This is a genomic window from Virgibacillus doumboii (assembly GCF_902806455.1).
GTDB lineage: Bacteria > Bacillota > Bacilli > Bacillales > Amphibacillaceae > Lentibacillus > Lentibacillus doumboii.
Genome location: NZ_CADCWQ010000002.1, coordinates 140,060 through 162,104 on the forward strand (window position 1 = coordinate 140,060; position 22,045 = coordinate 162,104).

Annotated in this window: 25 protein-coding genes, 1 tRNA gene, 1 other RNA gene and 1 other annotated feature; of the genes, 23 read left to right on the forward strand and 4 right to left on the reverse strand. The window is 40.6% G+C overall.

The window, feature by feature from the left end; translation table 11 throughout:
• Window positions 1-2 precede the first annotated feature (2 nt).
• The 6 genes from G6R02_RS16920 (at window position 3) to G6R02_RS16945 (ending at window position 4,258) form a co-directional block, all read left to right on the forward strand.
• Window positions 3-506: an RNA polymerase sigma factor gene (locus G6R02_RS16920; protein ID WP_164670577.1), complete on the forward strand. Its 504-nt coding sequence runs from the start codon at window positions 3-5 to the stop codon at window positions 504-506.
• Window positions 496-1,287 carry a hypothetical protein gene (locus G6R02_RS16925; RefSeq protein ID WP_164670578.1) on the forward strand — a complete coding sequence of 264 codons (792 nt, stop codon included), beginning with the start codon at window positions 496-498 and terminating at the stop codon, window positions 1,285-1,287. Before G6R02_RS16920 ends, G6R02_RS16925 begins: the two co-directional genes overlap by 11 nt.
• 97 nt (window positions 1,288-1,384) lie before the next feature.
• Window positions 1,385-1,601: a binding site (T-box leader), on the forward strand.
• 61 nt (window positions 1,602-1,662) lie between these two features.
• Window positions 1,663-2,478 (forward strand): pyrroline-5-carboxylate reductase, encoded by an 816-nt coding sequence (gene proC, locus G6R02_RS16930; protein WP_164670579.1) that lies wholly within the window; start codon window positions 1,663-1,665, stop codon window positions 2,476-2,478.
• A gap of 135 nt (window positions 2,479-2,613) precedes the next feature.
• A complete protein-coding gene (locus G6R02_RS16935) occupies window positions 2,614-3,186 on the forward strand; it encodes a GNAT family N-acetyltransferase (protein WP_164670580.1) in 573 nt (190 codons plus the stop codon).
• Window positions 3,187-3,258: 72 nt separating this feature from the next.
• Window positions 3,259-3,744, forward strand: a complete 486-nt coding sequence (locus G6R02_RS16940; protein WP_164670581.1) for a tetratricopeptide repeat protein — start codon at window positions 3,259-3,261, stop codon at window positions 3,742-3,744.
• A 16-nt stretch (window positions 3,745-3,760) separates the two neighbouring features.
• Complete coding sequence (locus G6R02_RS16945; protein ID WP_164670582.1) at window positions 3,761-4,258, forward strand: GNAT family N-acetyltransferase; 498 nt, start codon at window positions 3,761-3,763, stop codon at window positions 4,256-4,258.
• Window positions 4,259-4,332: 74 nt separating this feature from the next.
• Here the strand turns inward: G6R02_RS16945 and G6R02_RS16950 are convergent, their stop codons facing one another.
• Complete coding sequence (locus tag G6R02_RS16950) at window positions 4,333-4,665, reverse strand: hypothetical protein (RefSeq protein ID WP_164670583.1); 333 nt, start codon at window positions 4,663-4,665, stop codon at window positions 4,333-4,335.
• A gap of 254 nt (window positions 4,666-4,919) precedes the next feature.
• On the opposite strand from G6R02_RS16950, the gene tnpA reads away from it, so the two are divergent.
• The 3 genes from tnpA to G6R02_RS16965 all read left to right on the forward strand — a co-directional run bounded on the left by tnpA (window position 4,920) and on the right by G6R02_RS16965 (window position 7,580).
• A complete protein-coding gene (gene tnpA / locus G6R02_RS16955; RefSeq protein ID WP_164670584.1) occupies window positions 4,920-5,318 on the forward strand; it encodes an IS200/IS605 family transposase in 399 nt (132 codons plus the stop codon).
• Between the two features lie 5 nt (window positions 5,319-5,323).
• Complete coding sequence (locus G6R02_RS16960) at window positions 5,324-6,400, forward strand: RNA-guided endonuclease TnpB family protein (protein WP_164670585.1); 1,077 nt, start codon at window positions 5,324-5,326, stop codon at window positions 6,398-6,400.
• Between the two features lie 241 nt (window positions 6,401-6,641).
• Window positions 6,642-7,580, forward strand: coding sequence for an aldo/keto reductase (locus G6R02_RS16965; protein ID WP_164670586.1), 939 nt, complete (start codon window positions 6,642-6,644; stop codon window positions 7,578-7,580).
• 45 nt (window positions 7,581-7,625) lie between these two features.
• Here G6R02_RS16965 and G6R02_RS16970 read toward each other — a convergent pair whose 3' ends face one another.
• Both G6R02_RS16970 and G6R02_RS16975 read right to left on the reverse strand, forming a co-directional pair.
• Complete coding sequence (locus G6R02_RS16970) at window positions 7,626-8,309, reverse strand: deoxynucleoside kinase (RefSeq protein WP_164670587.1); 684 nt, start codon at window positions 8,307-8,309, stop codon at window positions 7,626-7,628.
• Between the two features lie 16 nt (window positions 8,310-8,325).
• A complete protein-coding gene (locus tag G6R02_RS16975; protein WP_164670588.1) occupies window positions 8,326-8,973 on the reverse strand; it encodes a deoxynucleoside kinase in 648 nt (215 codons plus the stop codon).
• Window positions 8,974-9,124: 151 nt separating this feature from the next.
• On the opposite strand from G6R02_RS16975, the gene G6R02_RS16980 reads away from it, so the two are divergent.
• From G6R02_RS16980 to G6R02_RS16990, 3 genes are all read left to right on the forward strand, one after another.
• Window positions 9,125-9,197, forward strand: a tRNA-Arg gene (locus G6R02_RS16980).
• A gap of 229 nt (window positions 9,198-9,426) precedes the next feature.
• Window positions 9,427-11,142 (forward strand): acetate--CoA ligase, encoded by a 1,716-nt coding sequence (acsA, locus tag G6R02_RS16985; RefSeq protein ID WP_164670589.1) that lies wholly within the window; start codon window positions 9,427-9,429, stop codon window positions 11,140-11,142.
• A 271-nt stretch (window positions 11,143-11,413) separates the two neighbouring features.
• A complete protein-coding gene (locus G6R02_RS16990; RefSeq protein ID WP_164670590.1) occupies window positions 11,414-11,932 on the forward strand; it encodes a type 1 glutamine amidotransferase domain-containing protein in 519 nt (172 codons plus the stop codon).
• An 86-nt stretch (window positions 11,933-12,018) separates the two neighbouring features.
• Here the strand turns inward: G6R02_RS16990 and G6R02_RS16995 are convergent, their stop codons facing one another.
• On the reverse strand, window positions 12,019-13,308 hold the full coding sequence (locus G6R02_RS16995) for a glycoside hydrolase family 18 protein (RefSeq protein WP_164670591.1): 1,290 nt from the start codon (window positions 13,306-13,308) through the stop codon (window positions 12,019-12,021).
• Window positions 13,309-13,433: 125 nt separating this feature from the next.
• On the opposite strand from G6R02_RS16995, the gene tadA reads away from it, so the two are divergent.
• From tadA to G6R02_RS17050, 11 genes are all read left to right on the forward strand, one after another.
• On the forward strand, window positions 13,434-13,895 hold the full coding sequence (tadA, locus tag G6R02_RS17000; RefSeq protein WP_281347127.1) for a tRNA adenosine(34) deaminase TadA: 462 nt from the start codon (window positions 13,434-13,436) through the stop codon (window positions 13,893-13,895).
• Between the two features lie 65 nt (window positions 13,896-13,960).
• Window positions 13,961-14,226: signal recognition particle sRNA large type (gene ffs / locus G6R02_RS17005), an RNA gene on the forward strand.
• 187 nt (window positions 14,227-14,413) lie between these two features.
• Entirely contained in the window at window positions 14,414-16,108 is a 1,695-nt protein-coding gene (gene dnaX, locus G6R02_RS17010) for a DNA polymerase III subunit gamma/tau (protein ID WP_164670592.1), read from the forward strand.
• A gap of 39 nt (window positions 16,109-16,147) precedes the next feature.
• Window positions 16,148-16,465, forward strand: a complete 318-nt coding sequence (locus G6R02_RS17015; RefSeq protein WP_164670593.1) for a YbaB/EbfC family nucleoid-associated protein — start codon at window positions 16,148-16,150, stop codon at window positions 16,463-16,465.
• 12 nt (window positions 16,466-16,477) lie between these two features.
• Entirely contained in the window at window positions 16,478-17,074 is a 597-nt protein-coding gene (recR, locus tag G6R02_RS17020; RefSeq protein ID WP_164670594.1) for a recombination mediator RecR, read from the forward strand.
• Window positions 17,075-17,098: 24 nt separating this feature from the next.
• Window positions 17,099-17,317, forward strand: a complete 219-nt coding sequence (locus tag G6R02_RS17025; protein WP_164670595.1) for a YaaL family protein — start codon at window positions 17,099-17,101, stop codon at window positions 17,315-17,317.
• A 1,172-nt stretch (window positions 17,318-18,489) separates the two neighbouring features.
• Window positions 18,490-18,753 (forward strand): pro-sigmaK processing inhibitor BofA family protein, encoded by a 264-nt coding sequence (locus G6R02_RS17030; RefSeq protein ID WP_164670596.1) that lies wholly within the window; start codon window positions 18,490-18,492, stop codon window positions 18,751-18,753.
• A gap of 362 nt (window positions 18,754-19,115) precedes the next feature.
• On the forward strand, window positions 19,116-19,307 hold the full coding sequence (locus G6R02_RS17035; protein WP_164670597.1) for a sigma factor G inhibitor Gin: 192 nt from the start codon (window positions 19,116-19,118) through the stop codon (window positions 19,305-19,307).
• 77 nt (window positions 19,308-19,384) lie between these two features.
• On the forward strand, window positions 19,385-20,821 hold the full coding sequence (locus tag G6R02_RS17040; protein ID WP_164670598.1) for an aminotransferase class I/II-fold pyridoxal phosphate-dependent enzyme: 1,437 nt from the start codon (window positions 19,385-19,387) through the stop codon (window positions 20,819-20,821).
• Window positions 20,818-21,453 (forward strand): dTMP kinase, encoded by a 636-nt coding sequence (gene tmk, locus G6R02_RS17045; RefSeq protein WP_164670599.1) that lies wholly within the window; start codon window positions 20,818-20,820, stop codon window positions 21,451-21,453. The genes G6R02_RS17040 and tmk overlap by 4 nt, the downstream gene beginning before the upstream one ends.
• Before the next feature lie 14 nt (window positions 21,454-21,467).
• Entirely contained in the window at window positions 21,468-21,797 is a 330-nt protein-coding gene (locus G6R02_RS17050; protein WP_164670600.1) for a cyclic-di-AMP receptor, read from the forward strand.
• Window positions 21,798-22,045: the final 248 nt, after the last annotated feature.

Here is a 22,045-nt window from a genome sequence, read left to right on the forward strand (position 1 = left end):
GGATGGAGGAAGAAATAATTACGGATTGGTTCGATGCCTATGCTGATGATATTTACAAATTTCTTGTCTATTACATGTCCACTCCTGATGTGGAAGATTTAGTACAAGAGGTATTTATAAAAGCGATTGATCGGTATGATTCGTTTAAAGGTGATTCAAGTCCGAAAACATGGCTTATATCCATTGCACGAAACCTGGCAATTGATGAGGCACGTAAAAGAAAACGGCAGGATTGGCGAAAATTAATCAAAACATATGACTATAAAACAGAGATTTCACCAGAGGAACAACAATTAACCAATGAAAACAAACAACAACTACATCAGGATATTTCAAAACTGAAACAGGACTATCGGGACGTGGTTATTCTGCGGGGAATTGAGGAATTGACTGTCGCCCAAACAGCCAGCATTTTACAATGGCCCGATACAAAGGTGCGCGTAACGTTTCATCGAGCATTAGCAGCCTTGAAAAGGAAGGTAAAGGAGGCCGATTATGAATTATAACGATGACGAATTGCAAAAGGAGTTAAAAGAATTGAAAGCATCTGTATCATTGGATCCTGATAAAAAAGAATCGATGAAAGCAGTAATTAGAAAACATGCGAGGAAGAAACGTAAGCAGAAAAAATTAAAACAATCGGCTATCTGGTTTTCAACTGCCGCTGCTTTCTTTATAGGCAGTATTCTCCTATTTAATTCGATTAATGATAGTCAATCAGTGTTGCCTGCTGATAACCATAACCAAATGGAAAATACAGGGAATGAGAGTAAAGAACCTGCTGACGCCGGAGACAAGGATGATACAACAGATAAAAAAATATCGGTAAATGAACAAGGAACAGAGACTCAAACCATTATGCTTGAAGGCATGGAGGAAGAAGTAACAGTTACCAATTATGTATTGGAGCCGTATGGCATTCAATATCAAATGGAGGAGTTCCTGGGTAATTATACTGTCAGTGACAATAAAGTAAGGCACTATAGTGATGCTGAAACCGCCTATGTAACGATGGAGGTCATAGAAAAAGCAAAATTGGATAAAGTCGTATCGGATTTACAAACTGAATATAATGGTGATTATGACTATACAGAAGAACCGGCGGAAACATCGCAAAATGAAACTCCATATCAGGGCATGCGGCAGCATTTTGCATATCCGCCACAAGGGTATTATGCCTACCAAATCGATAAGCATGTTATCGTCATCCAATATGAATATGTAACCGAAGCAGGTGACGGTATGGAATCTAGACTCCAGGTGTTAAGGGAATCAATCAGCAAATAAGAGAAAACGGGGCTTTCACTGACTTACGGTGGAAGCCTCTCTTGACATTAGGGATATTAGCAGGTATAGTACTTAAAAATACATGAATAAGTATAATAAACAAACGAAGAAGAGGTCAGTAGCAATTTGCTTCCCGTTAGAGAGTGGAATTCATCGGCTGGGAGATTCCATCGGGCCCGGCTTTTTGTGAAACCTGCCTTGGAGTTGTCAGATAAACCCTGACCGCAGTCTCGCTGCGTTATGAAAATAGAGTGGGCATGTTCAGCATGTCAATGAAGGTGGTACCACGGAAAACACCCCAATCCGTCCTTTTACAGGATTAGATTGGGGTGTTTTTTGTTTTTGAATAATTGCTTATAAAAGGAGTTAATGATGATGGATAAAAAAGTTGCCTTTATTGGTGCAGGTTCCATGGCTGAAGCGATTATTTCCGGTATCGTTCACCAGGAAATTTTACGAAAGGAACAAATTGTTGTAACAAATAAAAGTGATAAGGAACGCATTGACCGGCTGAAACGCCGCTATCAGATTCAAAGTATCCAGGACAAAGAGAAAGTTGCGGCAGATGCCGATATCGTAATTTTAGCGACAAAACCGTATGACTTGGAACCAGCCGTCCAATCGATTCAGGCATATTTGAAACCGGACCAGCTGATTATTTCCGTTATTGCCGGGATTTCAACCGAGTACATTACATCGTTAATCGGGTCCAATGCGCCTGTGATTCGGGCAATGCCAAACACATCAGCCTCAATTGGCTACTCGGCAACTGCATTATCTGCCGGTAAATTTGCCGGCGATGAACACATGGCAGAGGCTCAGGCATTATTTGAATCGATTGGATCTACTGTAATGGTGGACGAAGCCGATATGCACACGGTAACAGGAGTTTCCGGAAGCGGTCCCGCCTATATTTATTATTTTGTCGAGGCGATGGAACAGGCTGCTGTTGAAGCAGGTTTGGATAAAGAAACTGCCAAGGCACTGGTTGCACAAACCGTTGTCGGTGCAGGTGAAATGCTTAAACAGACAGGTGAAGCAGCAGGAGATCTGCGGGAAAAAGTCACCAGTCCCGGTGGAACTACGCAGGCAGGTCTTGAAGCTTTAGCTGCGGATGGATTTCAGGATGCTATTAAGAATTGTGTAAAAAGCGCACGGGAACGTTCCATTGAATTAGGGGAGAAGAAGTGAGGTTACTATCACTTCCCGAATTTTATCGGAAAATATTATATGGAAAGGTGTGATGTCTTATGGGATATAAACTAAATCATGTAAAAAAAGAAGGTTCTGATTTCAGGAAAAAGTTTATACAGAGGAGAGGTCACATTGATAACAGAGGAAGAAAAGTTTGATTATGTTAAAGAAACAGAACGATTAGTATTAAGACCATTACAGAAATATGATTATGAGAATTGGCTGAATGAATTTGAAAACCGTCATCCATCCCAGCATCGCCATGACAAGGGTAAAATGGATATGCGTGAATGTACAAGGGAATGGTTTGCTGACCTGGTAGATAGACACCAGAATTTAGCATTAACGGATACTGCTTATATTTTTGGTGTTTTTAGACGAGAAGATGGTATCCATTTAGGTTTTGTTGATTTCTCAACCTTGGAAAGGGGAGATTTCCAATGGGGCAGAATTGGTTATTCCATCCATAATCAATATTGGGGAAAAGGGTATGGCAAAGAAGCGGTAAAAGAAGCACTGGATATTGCATTTAGTTATTTAAAATTTCATCGTATAGAAGCCCACATTAATGTTGATAATCCCGCTTCAATCAATTTGGCAGAGAGTGTGCGGATGGAATATGAATGTACACGAAAAGGATTTATATATGAATTTGGCGGGTGGACAGATAATCTGATTTATTTTATGAATTCTTTTGATGTTTAAATGGATACGGAGCGATTGTTCTAAAAGGAGCAGTCGCTTTTTCTTGAGAAAAATAATATTGGGGATGAGAAGATGGAAAAAGAATTACATGGGGCTATTGATTTAAGAAAAAATGGAAACTATGAAGAATCCAACAAATTGTTGAAGAAACTCACAAATGATTTTCCTGAGAATGCATCGGTTAACTATCAATGTGCCTGGAGTTTTGATTTATTGGGAGAGGAAGCGAAGGCAGCACCCTTTTACGAGAAGGCGATTGATTTGGGACTTCCTTCTGAAGAAATGGAAGGTGCTATACTGGGATTGGGCAGTACATACAGAACATTAGGAGAATATGAAAAGTCGAAAAGTACGCTTCGAAAAGGAATCAAATTGTTTCCGGAAAATCGGGCGATTCAAGTATTCTATTCCATGACCTTATATAATCTAAACGAGAATAGCAGAGCGATGGAATTAATATTAAAGTGCCTGACAGATACGACTACAGACAGTAAAATATTAGGCTATAAAAAAGCAATAGACTTTTATTCTGATAAACTGGATCAAGTTTGGAAGTAGGTTTGGAGTGAATCCTTTGATTGAAACAGAAAGATGTTTGATTAAACCCTTTGAGCAATCTGATTTTACGGATGTGAAAAAATTATATGTAAATCACAAAGTTAGAAAGTACCTTGGGGGCATACGACCTGAAGATGCCGTTGAGGAGTCATTACATGGGATGCTGCAATCAGGTGATAACTCTTTTTACTGGGTTGTTAAAGAGAAACAATCGGGAGATTTTATTGGGTTGGTTTCTCTTGACCCCCACCACGAAGGTGATGACTTGGAAATCTCCTATCAATTTTTACCAGAGTGGTGGGGAGCTGGTTATGCGACTGAAGTTGTTCAAAAGCTCATTCATTATGCTTTTGATGAATTAAACCTTTCCAGAGTTATTGCAGAAACACAAACCGCAAATACCGGTTCATCCAGATTATTGGAGCGAGCTGGTATGAAACGCAAAAAGACTATTATGCGGTTCGGTGCTGAACAGGCGGTTTATTGCATAGAAAACTTTTTCATGAAGGAATAATTTTAAGCAGGAATACGCTCAGCAAAAAACTGAGCGTAAATATTGTTCATGTTATTTTTTCTTGTATCTAAATCCTATGCACCGAGCTTTTCCTGTGCCAGTCCCTTTGTGTGCAGCGCAGCAATCATGCCATAAAATGCATAGAAAAATTCATCAGGTGCCTCTACACGAATATGCCCAACCTTGCTTGTATCAAAATCCAGCGTTGCTTCCAGTAAGCGATAGGTTGCGTACGCGTAAAAGCAGAAATATTTATAGTCAAACTTGGGCATCTTTTCGTAAATAACGGCAATCTCATCTTTATACTTGTCAAAGTTTTTTACTGCCTCATCCACAAATGCCTGCAGGTCGGACATGTCTGCTTCGACAACAATGTCTTTTTCATTTTCCGGACGAATGGTAGCCATCGTAAATCCTTCCTTTCCTGGGATTTTCTCCTCTACTATAGCTGAGATTTCGGTAAAATACGGTGATATAAATCACTGATTACAGATTTTCCGAACGAGAACGCCCATTCCTTCAGGTGTGGGATGAGAGTGAGGTCGGATAAGGAGTACCACTGAAACCGAATGGTTTGTGGTGCTTCAATTATCCGAAAATTCCACTCTTTTTTTGGTGTATATATGTATTAGTTTATTAAATAAACTAATACAATAAGCTTATGAATGATTATAGAAGAAACAACACAACCGTATCATTAATTAACTATCATTTCGTTTTTTGCCCTCGATATAGAAGGAAAATATTCCTTCGTGCTGATGTGGAAGAACGTTTTAAGCAGTTGGTAAGAGAAATATGTGAAAGACTTGGAATTGTTATTGTTGCTTTAGAGTGTGACAAAGACCATACACATATGTTTCTTAATGCATTGCCAACACTTAGTCCAGCTAATATCATGGCGAAAATCAAAGGAGTGACTTCTAAAAAACTGAGAGAGGAGTTTCCTCATCTTCAGCATTTGCCAAGTCTTTGGACACGTTCCTATTTTGTATCCACCGCAGGAAATGTATCGAGTAAAACCATTAAGCGCTATGTTGACCAACAAAAAACAAGGGGGTAAATAGCTTGTCGCAAACCATAACAGTTAAAATTAAACTACTTCCAACCAGAGCACAGTCTTCTATTTTGTATGAGATGAGCCAAACGTACATCTCTATCATCAATACACTTGTATCTGAAATGGTAAAGGAAAAGAAAAACACCAAGAAATCAAGCAAAGACATTATTATTCCTCTACCCAGCGCAGTGAAAAACCAAGCAATTAAAGACGCTAAAAGTGTTTTCAAAAAAGCAAAGAGAAATAAATACGAAGTTGTTCCCATTTTAAAGAAGCCTGTCTGTATTTGGAACAATCAAAACTATTCCTTTGACTCCACCCATATATCAATGCCGATTATGGTTGATGGAAAAGTAAAGAAAACACCGATTCGTGCCTTATTGATTGATAAAGAAAACCGTAATTTAGATTTGCTTAAACACAAATTAGGTACACTGCGCATAACAAAAAAGTCAGGCAAATGGATTGCTCAAATTTCGATCACCCTCCCTACACTCGAAAAAAAAGGAGCAAAGACTATGGGGGTAGACCTGGGATTAAAGGTTCCTGCTGTTGCTGTAACTGACAATGAAAAGGTACGCTTTTTTGGAAATGGCCGACAAAACAAATACATAAAACGTAAATTTCGTTCGGAACGCAAAATACTAGGTAAAAATAAAAAGTTAAGTGCCATCCGTAGTTCCAAAGATAAAGAGCAACGTTGGATGAAAGACCAAGACCATAAGGTTAGTCGTGCAATTATAAACTTTGCTAAAGAAAATAATATTTCTGTCATTCGCTTAGAACAGTTGGCGAATATTAGGCAGACGACAAGAAATAGTCGTAAAAACGAAAAGAACTTGCACGCATGGTCATTTTATCGCCTATCACAATTCATTGAATACAAAGCAAAGTTGGAAGGCATCAAAGTTGAATATGTAAATCCTGCCTACACCAGTCAAACATGCCCAAAGTGTTCTGAAAAGAATAAGGCGCAAGACAGAAAATACAAGTGTAAATGCGGATTCGAGAAACATCGTGATTTAGTCGGTGCAATGAATATTCGTTATGCACCTGTGATTGATGGTAGTAGTCAATCAGCCTAAGATGCTATATGCACTGTCTTAGGAGGGGCAATGAGATGCCCTCATCTTGAAGGCTGTTCAAAACAGAAATGGACTGCGAACGCTTAGTTATTCAAGAATCCCACACGTACACCGTAAGGAATAGGGCTTGCGGCTTTAGCCGTGGGAGTCTCAAAATTTCATTTAAAAAAGCCTGGTTTCTTGATAACTAATCGAACTCAAATTATGATAAAGGAAAATAAAGTAAACAGGTGGGATTACTATGGCTGAAAAAGTGGAATTAGGAAATACCGGCTTACATGTGCATCCAATTGGTCTGGGCGCCAATAAAATTGGACATGAAAACAAGGAAACAAACACAGAATACGGCGGCAAAATTATTACGGAAGCTATTGAGCATGGACTAAATTTCATTGATACGGCTTTCATGTATGGGAATGGGCTGTCTGAAGAGATTATCGGTAAAACATTAAAAGATAATGGTCATCGAAATGATGTTGTGTTGGCAACGAAAGGGTCCAATCGCTATCAAGGGGATAAAATGGTTCATGATAATACACCTGCATTTCTGAACAAGACAGTGGATGAAAGTCTGAAGCGTCTGCAGACAGATGTGATTGATTTGTTCTACATTCATTTCCCGGATGATGATACGCCGAAATATGAAGCTGTCGGTGCACTGCAGCGTTTGCGGGAAGCCGGAAAAATCCGGGCAATCGGGGTATCCAATTTTTCGATGGAACAGTTGAGAGAAGCCAATCAGGATGGCTGCCTGGATGTTGTCCAGGGGCATTATAATCTGCTGCATCGTTCTGCGGAAAAAGAACTGTTCCCTTATTTGCTTGAAAATAATATATCCTTTGTTCCGTATTTTCCTTTTGCATCAGGTCTGTTGGCAGGGAAATACAACAAAGATACGGTCCTTTCCGATTATTTGAAGAAAAAAGCGCAATTCCAGGGTGATACTTATCTCAAAAACCTGGAAAAAGTGGACTATCTGCATACAATTGCAGATAAACATGGGGTTGCGCCGGCACATGTGGTACTAGCTTACTATCTAACCCGTAAGCCGATTGATACGGTTATACCGGGGGCGCGAAATGGTGAGCAGGTTATTGATAATTTAAGAGCTGCGGAAGTGAATTTATCAGCGGAAGATATCAAGATGATTGAAGAAGTTTTCCCCGTTGAGGAACCCTGAAAAAAAGCTGTGCTCCATTTACCGGGGCACAGCTTTCTATAATTATTAACGTATAAGTTCTCTCGTTTTCCATTTGCGTGATTGCTGAATAGCACGACCGATCTTTTCCAAAATCGGTTCAATCGAGTCTTCCTGATGGAGCAAATCATAATCGGAAATATTAATCCGCAATATCGGACATGAATTAAAGTTATCGATCCAATTTTCATAGCGGTTGTACATTTCTTCCCAATAAGCAATTGGTGTATTTTTCTCCATTTCCCTGCCGCGTAATTGAATACGTTCCAGAACTTCGTCAAAAGTACCCTCCAGATAAATTAACAGATCCGGATGCGGGAAGTATGGGGTCATGACCATCGCTTCAAACAGGTTCGTATATGTTTCAAAATCTGTTTTTGACATTGTACCATTTTCATAGTGCATCTTTGCAAAAATACCAGTATCCTCATAGATGGAACGATCCTGGATGAACCCGCCGCCATATTCAAAAATCTTTTTCTGTTCCTTAAAGCGTTCGGCCAGAAAGTAAATTTGCAGATGAAAGCTCCACCGTTCAAAATCATCATAAAACTTTCCCAGGTACGGATTTGTCTCAACTTTTTCAAAGGACGTTTTAAATTTCAGGGCATTGGCGAGCGCCTTTGTCATCGTTGATTTTCCGACTCCAACGGTACCGGCAATCGTTATGATGCTGTCGTGCGGAATCTGGTATTTATCACGTAAATTCATTTGTGTATTACCCCTTTTATCGTTTAACTACTGTTTTATGGTTATCCAGTTGACTTTCCACCCGCTTGATAATCGCATTTAGATCATCCTGCTGTTTCACAAAATCCGTCTCATCACCATTAATCCGAATGACTGGAATATCGGGGTGAAGCACTTCAAACTCATTCATATAATCTTCATAATCCTGTGCAAGCTGTGCCAGATAGGACGGTTTAATATTCTGTTCAATATCTCTTCCCCGCAGACGAATTCGTTTTAAAATCGTATCCAGACTGGCGTGCAGATAAATCATCATATTCGGAACAGGCATATCTTTCGTTAAAATATGATAAATCTGCTCGTATTTTTCAAATTTATCGGCATGCAATGTACGTTTCGCAAAAATCATGTTTTTCGATATATGATAATCGGCAATGACCGCCTTGTTTTGTTCTAAGTATTTTTTTTCGATATCTTCAAGTTGTTTGAAACGATTGCATAAAAAGAACATTTCCGTCTGAAAGCTCCACTCATCAATATCATCATAAAATTTCCCAAGAAACGGATTTTCCTCGACAATTTCTTTTAATAAGTGATAATCAAAATGGACAGAAAGTTTTTTTGCAAGTGATGTCTTTCCAATGCCAATCGGCCCTTCTATTGCAATAAATGGAACCTCTGCCATAACTTTCCCTCCAATCATTAATGCAATATTCGACAGATGTATTTTATTTTATCACATAAAAAAAGTGAATTCCATGTGAAAAAAGAACGCACTCCTTTTCATTATGCACTCAATTTTGTATAATAGGTAATGTTGATTTTTCATATCACTTGCCCCCGTAGCTCAGGGGATAGAGCACTGGTTTCCTAAACCAGGTGTCGCAGGTTCGAATCCTGCCGGGGGCGTCCTGTATAAAATGCGATTATGGCGGTGTTCATTTCCAACCTGCTGTAATTGCTTTTTTAATTTCCAGTTAATATCACTTTAAAATTGTCACAAAATGTTCTAAAATAGAAGTCAGTTACCAAAATGTTTTAACAATTTATATAAATTGCATATATGTTGCAATTTTATCGTAATCCTTAATATAAGGATTTGAAAGCGATATCAAAATTTACAGGATGAGGTGATAGGATGGACATGCAAAAAATACCAGCACGTAGCGGTAATCATAATCTGCAAAACTATGAAAAAATGAGAGAAGCGTTTTCATGGGAAGACGTTAAAAAGAACTTTAGCTGGAATGAGACCGGTAAAGTAAATATTGCTTATGAAGCGATCGACCGTCATGCAGAAGATCCAAATAAAAAAGATAAGGTGGCACTTCATTATTCTTCACCGGACCGCGAAGAAAAACTGACGTTTACTGATCTGAAGAAGAGCAGTAACCAGTTTGCCAATGTATTAAAAAAATATGATATCGAAAAGGGAGATCGCGTATTTCTTTTCATGCCAAGAAGTCCTGAGTTTTACGCAACATTTTTCGGGACTTTAAAAACAGGTGCGATTGCCGGTCCATTATTCGAAGCGTTTATGGAACAGGCAGTACGTGACCGTTTGCAGGACAGTGAGGCTAAAATGCTGATTACTACACCTGACCTATTGGGACGCGTTCCACAGGAGGACCTCCCTGATCTTGAAAAAATTGTTTTGGTCGGTGAAAACAATGAATCTGCCGATAAATACATTGATTACCAAAAAGAAATGAACGATGCCTCCACTGATTTTGATATTGAGTGGGTAGATCTTGAAGACGGAATGGTTATTCACTATACATCCGGTTCAACCGGGAAGCCTAAAGGCGTCTATCATGTGCATAATGCAATGATTCAGCATTATGCAACAGCTGAATGGGTGCTTGATCTAAATGAAGATGATGTATATTGGTGCACAGCTGACCCGGGCTGGGTTACGGGAACAAGTTATGGCATATTCGCCCCGTGGCTCCATGGTGTAACAAATGTTGTCCGAGGTGGACGGTTTAGTCCGGATGATTGGTACGGGACTATTGATAAATATAATGTTACTGTCTGGTATACTGCACCGACTGCATTGCGGAAATTGACAAGTGCCGGTGAAGAAGCTCCTAAAAAGCATGACCTTTCTTCATTGAGACATATCATGAGTGTCGGCGAGCCGCTGAATCCGGAAGTTATCACATGGGGGCTGAAAGCATTTGACCTGCGCATTCATGATACATGGTGGATGACTGAAACAGGTGCACAGCTCATTGTCAATCTGCCATCTGAAGAGATTCGCCCTGGTTCAATGGGTAAACCTATTCCAGGTATCGAAGCATCGATTGTTGATAATGAAGGGAATGAGCTTCCGCCAAATCAGATGGGTAATCTGGCAATCAAAGCTCCTTGGCCGGCAATGATGCGTAAAATCTGGAAGCGTCCGGAGAAATATGAAAGTTATTTTATAAATGGCTGGTATGTATCCGGTGATAGTGCGTATAAAGATGAAGACGGCTATTTCTGGTTCCAGGGCCGTCTGGATGATGTAATTAACACATCCGGTGAGCGTGTCGGACCATTTGAAGTGGAAAGTAAGCTAATCGAACACCCTGCTGTTGCGGAGGCTGGTGTTATCGGTAAACCGGATCCGGAGCGCGGTGAAATCATCAAGGCATTCATCACATTGAATGATGGCTATGAAGATTCACCGGAGCTGCTTGAAGAAATCCGTAAATTTATTAAAACTGGTTTAAGTGCTCATGCAGCACCTCGTGAACTGGAAGTGAAGGATACGATCCCGAAAACGCGAAGTGGTAAAATTATGCGTCGCCTCTTGAAATCATGGGAGCTTGGGCTGCCAACAGGTGATACGTCGACATTAGAAGAATAATTGGAAAGGGTGCCCGGCGGTGGCACCCTTTTTTCATGGCTGGGAATCCGTTTTCGCTGAAGTTGTCACAGAATTCGCTGAAGTGTTCACAAATTCCGCTGAAGTTCAAGGTGAATCCGCTTAAGTTCACAATTTTCCGGCTGAAGTGTTCACAATTTGTTCGGGCTTCCCGCATTCTCAGTATGGTTTGTTTATTTTAGGGCATGTTTTATTCCATAACAAACGGGAAGACTCATTTATGTATCAACTTCATCAAAGGAGCGGATCACAAATGGGTAAAAAAATTGCAACTGTACTAACAAACATGTTTGAGGATGTTGAATATACAGAGCCGGCAAAAGCTTTTAAGGATGCCGGACATGAAGTGATTACAATCGGTTCCGAAAAGGGAAAAGAAGTGACAGGCAAAAATAAAGAAGCAACCGTCACGACTGATGAGTCAATTAGTAATGTAAAACCGGAAGAATTTGATGCATTGTTTATACCAGGTGGCTTTTCACCGGACATGCTTCGTACAGATGAACGGTTTGTCAACTTCGCCAAAGCGTTCATGGACGATAAAAGGCCGGTATTCTCCATCTGCCATGGTGCGCAATTGCTTATTACAGCCAGAGCGCTGAAAGGACGTAAGGCTACTGGTTTCAAGTCTATTCAAGTCGATATGGAAAATGCAGGCGCAACGGTAATGGATCAGGAAGTCGTCGTGTGTGATAATCAGCTGGTTACGAGCCGTCAGCCGGATGATATTCCTGCATTTAACAGGGAAGCATTGAAACTTCTGAACAGCTAACAATAAAAGCTCTTAATCCAGACTTGGGCACTTTATCACACCACAAAAACCCCTCCAATCGCAGAAATGCGGTCGGAGGGGTTAATTTATTCCAACTTCGTAATCGTAAAATTATCCTGCAGCAGCAACCAGTTTTGTGGAAACGCTAATCCCAGTTTCCAGTAACTGATTCCACGCAAGCCCAGTTGTTTTATCATATTAAATTTTGCCTGAATGGACCGTGCATCTTCAAACCATACTTCGTGCTGGTTCCCCTGTGCATCTGTATACATATAAAACGGGGCTTGTGCTTCCATATCATATTCAATTGCAGCATTTTGTTCACGGGCCCGGGTTATTGCCTGCTGTGGACTGAGTGCCTCCGCAGGTTCACCACCTTCAACATATGGCAGTGTCCAATCATACCCGTATAAATTTTGCCCCAATAGAATTTTGTTGGCAGGCATTACACTTAACGCGAAATTGACGACTTCCCGCACTTCATCTATTGGTGATACTGCCATCGCAGGTCCGCCGCTATATCCCCATTCATACGTCATTAATACGACAAAATCAGCTACCTCACCATGTACCGCATAATCGTGTGCCTCATACCATGCCCCTTCCTGCTCGGCACTCGTCTTTGGTGCGAGAGCAGTCGACAATAATAAGCCCTCTTCCGATAACCTTTGCTTTGCTTTGCGTAAAAAATTGTTGTATGCTTCCCTGTCTTCCGGCGGCAAAAATTCAAAGTCAAAATGGACATCCCGGAATCCGACCTGATTTGCCACATTTACAATATTATCCAATAATGTGTTTTGTACCGCCTGAACGGTTAGAATAATATGACCAAGTTCCCTGCTGAAAGATCCTTCTTCCAAATTTGTCACAGTGAGCATCAACGAGACATCTTGGGCATCAGCGATTTGCTTGAAATTATCCAGTGGTGGTGCAGTAAGGGTGCCATCACGATTTACCTGATAGCTGAAAGGAGTAAGGTACGTAAGATACGGTGCTGTTTTCGTCAAGGAATTAATTAACGTCTGGGAAACTTCACCCCCAGATGGCTCAATATAGGCATTGACAGTGATTTCCGGTTCGGGTCTGGCAGGTATATAAAGACGATCCCCTACCTGCAGTATAGTATCAACAGGAATGTTATTTATTTGGGCTAATTGCTGGTACGTCATTCCAAACTGCTGTGCTATCGAATACAAACTGTCCCCTGGCTGAACAAAATAAAACCGACCAACAATAGGAATCACCAAAGTCTGACCGACAACAAGGTTATTTGGCGCATCCAGTTCGTTGGCTTCAATAAGTTCATTAGGAGACGTATTATATGTATTTGCGATTTGCTGCAAAGTATCACCTTGCTGTACAACATGAAACTGCACAAAAATCCCTCCTCTCCATAAATCCTACTTACACTTTATGAACAGAGAGAGACAGATATACCTTGTTTATTTTTGTTAAAATAAGTATAGACTTATTTTACGTTAATGTTAAAGGCGGTGTGATCGTGGATGATCAAATGTATATGCGTGAAGCAATCGATCAGGCAAATAAAGCTGAAGAAATAAATGAAGTGCCCATTGGTGCAGTAATTGTTTTTAAAGATGAAATTATTGCAACAGGATATAATGTGCGTGAAACATCACAGGAAACATTATCACACGCCGAGCTGATTGCTATTAAAAAAGCGAATGAAAAAATTGGCAGCTGGCGTCTTGAGGACTGTACACTCTATATAACGCTTGAGCCCTGTCCAATGTGTGCCGGTGCAATCGTACAGTCGCGCATTAAACGGGTTGTGTTTGGTGCACCTGATCCCAAAGCCGGATGTGCGGGAACTTTAATGAACCTCCTTGGTGATGAGCGTTTTAACCACCAGGTGGAAGTAACGAGTGGTGTTTTGGAAAAAGAGTGTGGTAGTTTATTAACGGATTTTTTCAAGAATCTTCGTGGAAAGAAAAGGCAGTAAACTTCCAAATAATCTCATCAATTTTAGATTGCATTATGACTGCAAAATCGTTATAATGATTAGTGCCGTGCTAAGCGGGGAGGTAGCGGTGCCCTGTACTCGCAATCCGCTATAGCGAGGCCGAATTCCCATTCGAGGTAGGACGACTTTAAGGTCTGCCTTAAGGGATTGGTGTTGACGCCGAGGTCCTGCGCAACAGAGACCCATGAATTCTGTCAGGTCCGGAAGGAAGCAGCAGTAAGTGGTCATCTCTGTGTGCCGTGGGGAAGCCTAGGCCGAGCCATGAACTTGAGTAACGCTTAGGGACGCCTTATCAACAATGGGTGCACGGCTTACATAGAACAGAAAGTTGCATCAACCCTTTTGTGGGATGGTGCAGCTTTTTTTTGGTGCCTGTCACCTCCCGAATTTTGTCGAAATATGTCGAAGTTATCTATTCAATTTGTTTTCTTTAAGGTTCACATTCACCCCTGAAATAGCGTATAATTGAGATAGAATTCACAAAGGGGAAAACCACTATGAGCTATCAGGCTTTATACCGTGTCTGGCGCCCGAAAACGTTTCAGGATGTTGTCGGACAATCACATATAACAAGAACACTGCAAAATGCTATTGAACAGGAGAAGTTTTCGCATGCGTATATTTTCTCCGGCCCGCGTGGAACAGGGAAAACAAGTGCGGCGAAGATATTTGCAAAAACAATCAACTGTGAAAAGGCCCCTGTGAAGGAACCCTGTAATGAATGTGCTGCCTGCAGAGGTATTCAGGATGGTTCGATTTCCGATATTATTGAAATGGACGCGGCATCGAACACAAGTGTAGAAGATATCCGTGAGATCCGTGATAACGTAAAGTATGCAACCAGTTCGGTCCCATATAAGGTATATATTATTGATGAGGTTCACATGATTTCAGTCAATGCGTTTAATGCATTACTAAAGACATTGGAAGAACCGCCAAAGCATGTCGTATTTATTTTGGCGACGACGGAACCGCATAAAATACCGTTGACAATCCTGTCCAGATGCCAGCGGTTTGATTTTAAACCGATCTCAAGCCAGTCGATTGTGGAACGGATGCAATCGATTATTGATGCGGAAGAGGTTACCGTGACCGCAGAAGCACTGGAAACGGTTGCTCTGGCTGCAGAGGGTGGTATGCGCGATGCTTTAAGTATCCTGGATCAGGCGATTTCCTATAGTGATGAAGGTGTTGAGCTTGAAGACGTCCTCGCTGTAACCGGTGGTGTATCGCAGGATATCCTGACAGATATTGCAGGGGCAATGCATGAGAAGGATGTACAAAAGGCCTTGTCATTATTGGATGAATTAATTCAAAACGGAAAAGATCCGGCACGATTTGTCTATGACCTTATCTATTTCTCGCGTGATTTGTTATTATATAAAAGTGCACCATCATTGGAAGGTGTTTTGGAGCGGGCAATTATTGATGAAAACTTTAAACAGCTGGCTGAAAATGTATCCATGGAATGGATTCAGGATGCAATCATGCACCTCAACCAGTGCCAGCAGGAAATAAAGTGGACAAACAGCCCGAAAGTGTTTATTGAAATTGCGTTACTTACGATTACAAATAAAGATAACAGGAAAACAGAAGAAAGCAATGCAGCTGACTCGGAAGCAGTTACACGGCTTGTAAGCAGGCTCGAGTATCTGGAAAAAGAATTGACAGCATTAAAAGAAGCGCCGGTAAACACAGGCCGTCAAGCCCCGGCAAACGAGCCAAGGCGGCCACAACAAAGATCAACAAAAAACAGCTACAAAGTTCCATACGAAAAAATCAGAAACGTACTCAACGAAGCGGAAAAACCGGCATTGAAAGAAGTACAGTCACAATGGGCAGCATTTTTAAATAAACTGAAGACGACAAGTGCCCCAGCCCATGCAACGATTCAGGACAGTAAGCCAGCAGCTGCATCAGAGCAGGCACTTGTGGTACAGTTCAAGTATGAAATTCATTGTTCGCTGTTTCTGGATAACCGTGATACAGTAGAATCTGTACTTACCAGTGTTACGGGGAAAAAGTTAACCATCATACCAATTCCGGCGAATAATTGGCAGGAATTACGTAATGAATATATAAGTAAGCAGGAACAGGCAGCAACCAAGGAAGAAAACCAGCAGGGAGAGGATCCACTGGTGGAAGAAGCCAGGAAGCTGGTTGGCGACGAGTTACTGGAAATTCATGAGTAGTACAATTGGAAATTAACAATATTCAAGGAGGCGTTTCCCATGAAAGGAAACATGAATAACATGATGAAGCAAATGCAGAAGATGCAGAAAAAAATGATGAAGGCACAGGATGAGCTGCATGAAATGACGTTTGAAGCATCAGCCGGCGGTGGTATGGTCACTGTAACTGCCAATGGTAAAAAAGAAATTACCGATGTTCAGATTAAAGAAGAAGTAGTTGATCCCGATGATGTAGAAATGCTGCAGGATTTGATTATCGCAGCAACAAATGATGTAATGAATCAAGTTGATGAAAAATCCAACGAAACGATGGGACAATTCACGAAAGGAATGAACTTACCTGGAGGAATGTTCTAGGAGGTATACACAATGTATTATCCAGAACCGATTTCCAAACTGATTGACAGTTTCACAAAATTGCCAGGGATCGGACCGAAAACTGCTGTTCGACTGGCATTTTTTGTGTTAAATATGAAAGATGATGATGTACTGGACTTTGCTAAATCACTGGTAAACGCAAAACGGGAACTGACACATTGTTCGACTTGCGGCCATATAACCGATCAGGACCCTTGCTCTATATGCCAGGATACGTCAAGAGACCAGTCGATTATATGTGTTGTTCAGGATCCAAAAGATGTTATTGCAATGGAAAAAATGAAAGAATACCATGGAAAATATCATGTGCTGCATGGGGCAATATCACCGATGGATGGCATTGGACCGGAAGATATCAATGTGCCTGACCTTATTAACCGGTTGAAGGACGAAGAGGTGGAAGAATTAATTTTGGCCACGAATCCGAATATCGAGGGAGAGGCTACAGCGATGTATATTTCACGGCTCGTCAAACCTTCTGGAATTAAGACAAGCAGAATAGCACACGGACTACCTGTTGGCGGTGATTTGGAATATGCGGATGAGGTAACATTATCTAAAGCATTAGAGGGAAGAAGAGATCTGTAGTACTTTCTAAAGATAGGTGACAACATGGCTAGAAAAATCAAAAAACGAGAAGTGGACGAGCAATTATTGGATGCTATTTTTACACTGGAACGCGAATGGAAACAGATTCAGTCAATCGTGGAAAAAAGTATTGAACCAACTGCGGATGGTATGTACAGACAAAGTCTCGCACAAGCAAAGTATCTGTATCTCTTGCGGGAAGCAAGACGAAGAAAAATAAGTGCAATACGGTATAATAAGTAGATTCTCAGGACAAGGATGAACAAACTTTCATTCTTGTCTTTTTAACCTTTAAAAATTGCTGTTTTCTAAAAGATTATTGCTATTTATGTATGATAGAGAATGGACCATATTTCGGAATTTGCATAGAATGTGAACTACTATGAAAAGTTTCATGCTCCCAGAAAAGATTGCTATCGGGCTGGTGTCTCACCGATGTCTTAGCTACCATTTGAAGGAAGGACGACTAAAAGCGGGCCAGCATACCCTAATGAAGGTGCATGTATTCCGCTCTGCTTAAATTTGCTATTGTTGGATTAGAGATTATTGAGAAGAACTTTCTCTCGAAGAAAAGAAGACTGATTTAAGCTAGAAATCCTCATGAGGAACGCTCTCACGAAGAAAAGGAGATCGATTTAGGCTAGAAATCTTCGTGAGAAACACTCTCACGAAGAAAAGGAGACCGATTTAAGCTAGAAATCCTCGTGAGGAACGTTCTCACGAAGAAAAGGAGATCGATTTAAGCTAGAAATCCTCATGAGGAACGTTCTCACGAAGAAAAGGAGATCGATTTAAGCTAGAAATCCTCGTGAGGAACGTTCTCACGAAGAAAAGGAGACCGATTTAAGTTAGAAATCCTCGTTAGGAATGCTCTCATGAAGAAAAGGAGATCAATTTAAGCTAGAAATCCTCATGAGGAGCGTTCTCTCGATAAAAAAAGAGATTGACTTAAACTAGCCATAGTTTCATTCTGCTATAGATACCTGAAATAATGTAAAGGGTGCGTGTTCTTAGTATGAATAGGATAAACAAAAATCGAAATAGGCTTATATAAGATTGCAGTGACTAAATAAAAAATGAAAACTCCCGGTACAAAAGTGCTTTCAGGAGTTCATTCCGAAACTAGGGCTAGGAAAGCGTTCAAGGTGCGCGGTCAGAGAGTCTCGCCAACTGTTACTAATCAGATTTATTTTTAATTCACTTTTCATGTCAACAGCGAACCAACAGCAACAACCTATACGAAAATAGCCTTAAAAATAGAATTCTATAAAAACACCCACATTCGGTTCTTTTTCCTTTTTACATTTCATATGTAAGTAGAAAGGGAGAATTGGACAGGGCTGTTTTGATAAAGAACGCTTCAAACATCCTGATCTGAATCCTTCTCACCTTTCTAGGAAAAGGAGTGATTGGACTTGAGCTCAACGTTGGTTATTTCGATCATGGTTGCTTTAATCGTTATTCTATTGTTTGTGGGTGCTCCTGTGAAACCGATGCGTTTTATTGCGCACAGTACAGTGAAATTGGGGATAGGTATCCTGTTTTTATTTTTCTTAAATGTGTTTGGAGGAGCTATCGGTTTGCATATCCCAATCAATCTGTTTACTGTAATTGTTTCCGGATTCTTAGGATTGTTTGGGCTTGCATCACTGGCTGCGATTCATTTGTTTATTATATAAAATGAAAAAATAATAGTGTATAATTGCATGAAAAGCAGCTTTTATTCACATGCACTTTTTTGTTTTGGAGGTAATTATGAACGTTCTAAAGCGAATGGCAATCGTATTTATCGTGGTTTTCATCATTTCTTTAACGTGCTTTATGCTTTTTTTCTAAATATTGTTTGGGTGAATTAATCCATCCACCGGGAGACTGGACAAGTATCTGGTCAATGATCAAAGATAGTACGGGTCCAAACGGGAAAAACATGTAAAGAGATAAGCATGCGGAGCATATACTGTAAAAAAAGTTTCAATGATTGCAAGATTTCTTGTATAAATTTCGTTAGATTAGGAGATACTAAGCTAACGGAGGTGGAGAAATGGAACAAAAATTAATGATGGAACGTTGCGGTATATGCGAGGAAGAAAAAGAACGAGGTATTCATTTATACAAATTATTTATCTGCTGCGAGTGTGAAAAAAATATGATTCACACCGAGCCAAGAGAAGAAAAATATCATTACTATCTACAAAAATTAAAAAATATGAATCAACCAACATTATATTCATAGGCTTTTGCAGTTTTTCTTGCAAAGGCTTTTTTTCTTGGGATAATATAAAAACATATCAATAAAGAGGACGGATCACGATGCAGCGAAATCAGCAGAAAACACCATTATTTGACGCACTGAAACAGTTTTCCAAAAATAACCCGATTTCATTTCATGTTCCGGGACATAAAAATGGAGATGTTTTTCCAGCAAATGGCCGGGAAATTTATCATTCTATTTTACCGTTGGATATGACTGAATTATCAGGTTTGGATGATTTGCATTCCCCCCAGGGTGTTATTAAAGAAGCACAGGAATTGGCTGCAGATTTTTTTGGAGCGGATTATACCCATTTTCTTGTCGGTGGCAGTACTGCAGGCAATCTTGCAGTGATTTTGGCAGTTTGTTCAGCGGGTGAAAAAATTATTGTACAGCGGAACTGTCATAAATCCGTTTTTAATGGACTGGAATTAAGTGGTGCCAGACCGGTTTTTATTTCCCCGGAGTTTGATGGTTCGGTTGATCGATATACTGCACCGGGAATTAATACATTAAAAGAGACACTGCAACTGCACCCGGATGCTAAAGCTGTTGTATTGACCTACCCGGATTATTTTGGAAAAACATTTGCAATCCGGGAAATGATTGAGCTTGTACACGAATACAATGTACCAGTGCTTGTTGATGAGGCACATGGTGTGCATTTTTTACTTGATAAACGTTTCCCGCAGTCAGCACTTGCATTGGGTGCGGATGCAGTTGTACAGTCTGCACATAAGATGGCTTCGGCAATGACAATGGGATCCTATTTGCATGTTAGATCCGGAATTATTTCTAATGACCGGTTAAGTCATTATTTGCAGATGGTTCAATCAAGCAGTCCATCCTATCCGATTATGGCGTCACTTGATCTTTCCCGTTCTTTTTTGGCTGATTTAACACGTGTTGATATGGACAAAATTATGAGCAGTGTTCTTCAAGTCAGGAAAATCATGCAATCGAATGATTTGTGGGATTTACTTCCTGCTGATGATCCATTAAAACTTACACTCCATGTGAAACATGGTATTACCGGGAATGAACTGGCTCATTTAATGGAACTTGAAGGAGTTTATCCGGAGCTTGCTTCACACAACCAGGTGCTGCTCATCCACGGACTCGCCCCTTTTGAAAAAATGAATCACTTGCAAAAAGCTGTGACTCGAGTGAAGGAACAATTAAAAAATAAGCCAAATCATGCTACAATAGAGATAAAGAAGCTATTTACTGACCGTATACAGGAACTTGCTAAGTCCTATCAGGAAATGCAGCAGCAGAAAACAAAACAGATCCCGTTAAATCAATCTTCAGGGTATGTTGCGGCAGAAGCAATTATACCGTACCCGCCGGGAATACCATATATTCTCAAGGGAGAGCGGATTACAAATACCCATATCAGTATAATCGAACAGTTAATGAAGCAGGGAGCTGTCATTCAACATCGTAATCTAACGAACGGTATCAGTGTTTTTGACAAAGGAGATCAACCTACGTGAGCGGATATTTTGTAACATTAGAAGGTGGAGAAGGTGCAGGTAAATCATCAATTCTCCAATCACTTGAAATAAAACTGAAATCACTTGGTTATGATGTATTGACTACCCGGGAGCCAGGCGGGATTGAGATAGCCGAAAAAATACGAAAAATCATTCTTGATCCGGCACATACTGCAATGGATGGACGAACCGAGGCACTACTATATGCAGCAGCACGCCGGCAGCATTTGGTCGAAAAGGTATTACCAGCCTTGGAAAAAGATAAAATAGTACTATGTGACCGGTTTGTGGACTCAAGTCTTGCTTATCAGGGCTTTGCCAGAGGTCTTGGGATGGATGATGTCTTTGCCATCAATCAATTTGCCATCCAGGATTGTATGCCTGATCTGACATTGTTTTTTGATATTGAACCGAAAAAGGGTTTGGAGCGTATCGCGACGAATAAAGATAGAGAAAGAAATCGTCTCGATCTGGAGGATATCCAGTTTCATGAACAGGTATATGAAGCTTACAAAAAGCTTAAAGCCAGATTTCCGGAACGTATTCAAGTTATTAATGCGGACCAACCGTTTGAGCAGGTAGAAGAAGATACAATAAATCAAACTGTTTCCCATTTAGAAAATAGGGCGTAAGGGAGGTTAGAACCGTGAAGTTAATTATTGCTGTTGTTCAGGACAAAGATACGAACCGACTGACGGATGCTCTGGGCGGTGAAAACTTTAAGACAACAAAGCTCGCAACGACAGGTGGCTTTTTAAAGGAAGGCAACACCACGTTAATGATTGGTTGTGAGGATGAACATGTCGATGAGGCACTGAACATTATTCGGGATAATTGCTCCCAGCGCGAACAAATGGTAGCACCAATTTCACCAATGGGCGGGAATGCCGATTCATACATTCCAAAACCCGTCAAAGTCGAAGTTGGCGGCGCAACTGTGTTTATTTTACCGATTGAACAATTTATGCAGTTTTGATATTAACTGCGACGTAACTTTATATGAGTGTTAGACCACCGCTGCGGAAATACACTTCGCTTTCCGGGGGCGGCTGATGAGCCTTTCCTCCCCCAGGAGTCTTTGTGTATTTCCTCTGCTGGGTTTTGCTTGTAATGAATAAAAAGACATCAAGATTATTAAACCATTAAAACCAGCTGCGGCGTCAGAGAGCATTACTAAAGTTGCTAAACCCGATTCTCCTGGAATACGTCTCAGTTCACATTAAC

Coding starts and splice junctions, on each gene's coding strand:
- G6R02_RS16920 (WP_164670577.1), top strand. CDS start 3: ATGGAGGAAGAAATAATTACGGATTGGTTCGATGCCTATGCTGATGAT.
- G6R02_RS16925 (WP_164670578.1), top strand. CDS start 496: ATGAATTATAACGATGACGAATTGCAAAAGGAGTTAAAAGAATTGAAA.
- proC (WP_164670579.1), top strand. CDS start 1,663: ATGGATAAAAAAGTTGCCTTTATTGGTGCAGGTTCCATGGCTGAAGCG.
- G6R02_RS16940 (WP_164670581.1), top strand. CDS start 3,259: ATGGAAAAAGAATTACATGGGGCTATTGATTTAAGAAAAAATGGAAAC.
- G6R02_RS16950 (WP_164670583.1), bottom strand. CDS start 4,665: ATGGCTACCATTCGTCCGGAAAATGAAAAAGACATTGTTGTCGAAGCA.
- tnpA (WP_164670584.1), top strand. CDS start 4,920: ATGAATGATTATAGAAGAAACAACACAACCGTATCATTAATTAACTAT.
- G6R02_RS16965 (WP_164670586.1), top strand. CDS start 6,642: ATGGCTGAAAAAGTGGAATTAGGAAATACCGGCTTACATGTGCATCCA.
- G6R02_RS16970 (WP_164670587.1), bottom strand. CDS start 8,309: ATGAATTTACGTGATAAATACCAGATTCCGCACGACAGCATCATAACG.
- G6R02_RS16975 (WP_164670588.1), bottom strand. CDS start 8,973: ATGGCAGAGGTTCCATTTATTGCAATAGAAGGGCCGATTGGCATTGGA.
- acsA (WP_164670589.1), top strand. CDS start 9,427: ATGGACATGCAAAAAATACCAGCACGTAGCGGTAATCATAATCTGCAA.
- G6R02_RS16990 (WP_164670590.1), top strand. CDS start 11,414: ATGGGTAAAAAAATTGCAACTGTACTAACAAACATGTTTGAGGATGTT.
- dnaX (WP_164670592.1), top strand. CDS start 14,414: ATGAGCTATCAGGCTTTATACCGTGTCTGGCGCCCGAAAACGTTTCAG.
- G6R02_RS17015 (WP_164670593.1), top strand. CDS start 16,148: ATGAAAGGAAACATGAATAACATGATGAAGCAAATGCAGAAGATGCAG.
- recR (WP_164670594.1), top strand. CDS start 16,478: ATGTATTATCCAGAACCGATTTCCAAACTGATTGACAGTTTCACAAAA.
- G6R02_RS17025 (WP_164670595.1), top strand. CDS start 17,099: ATGGCTAGAAAAATCAAAAAACGAGAAGTGGACGAGCAATTATTGGAT.
- G6R02_RS17035 (WP_164670597.1), top strand. CDS start 19,116: ATGGAACAAAAATTAATGATGGAACGTTGCGGTATATGCGAGGAAGAA.
- G6R02_RS17040 (WP_164670598.1), top strand. CDS start 19,385: ATGCAGCGAAATCAGCAGAAAACACCATTATTTGACGCACTGAAACAG.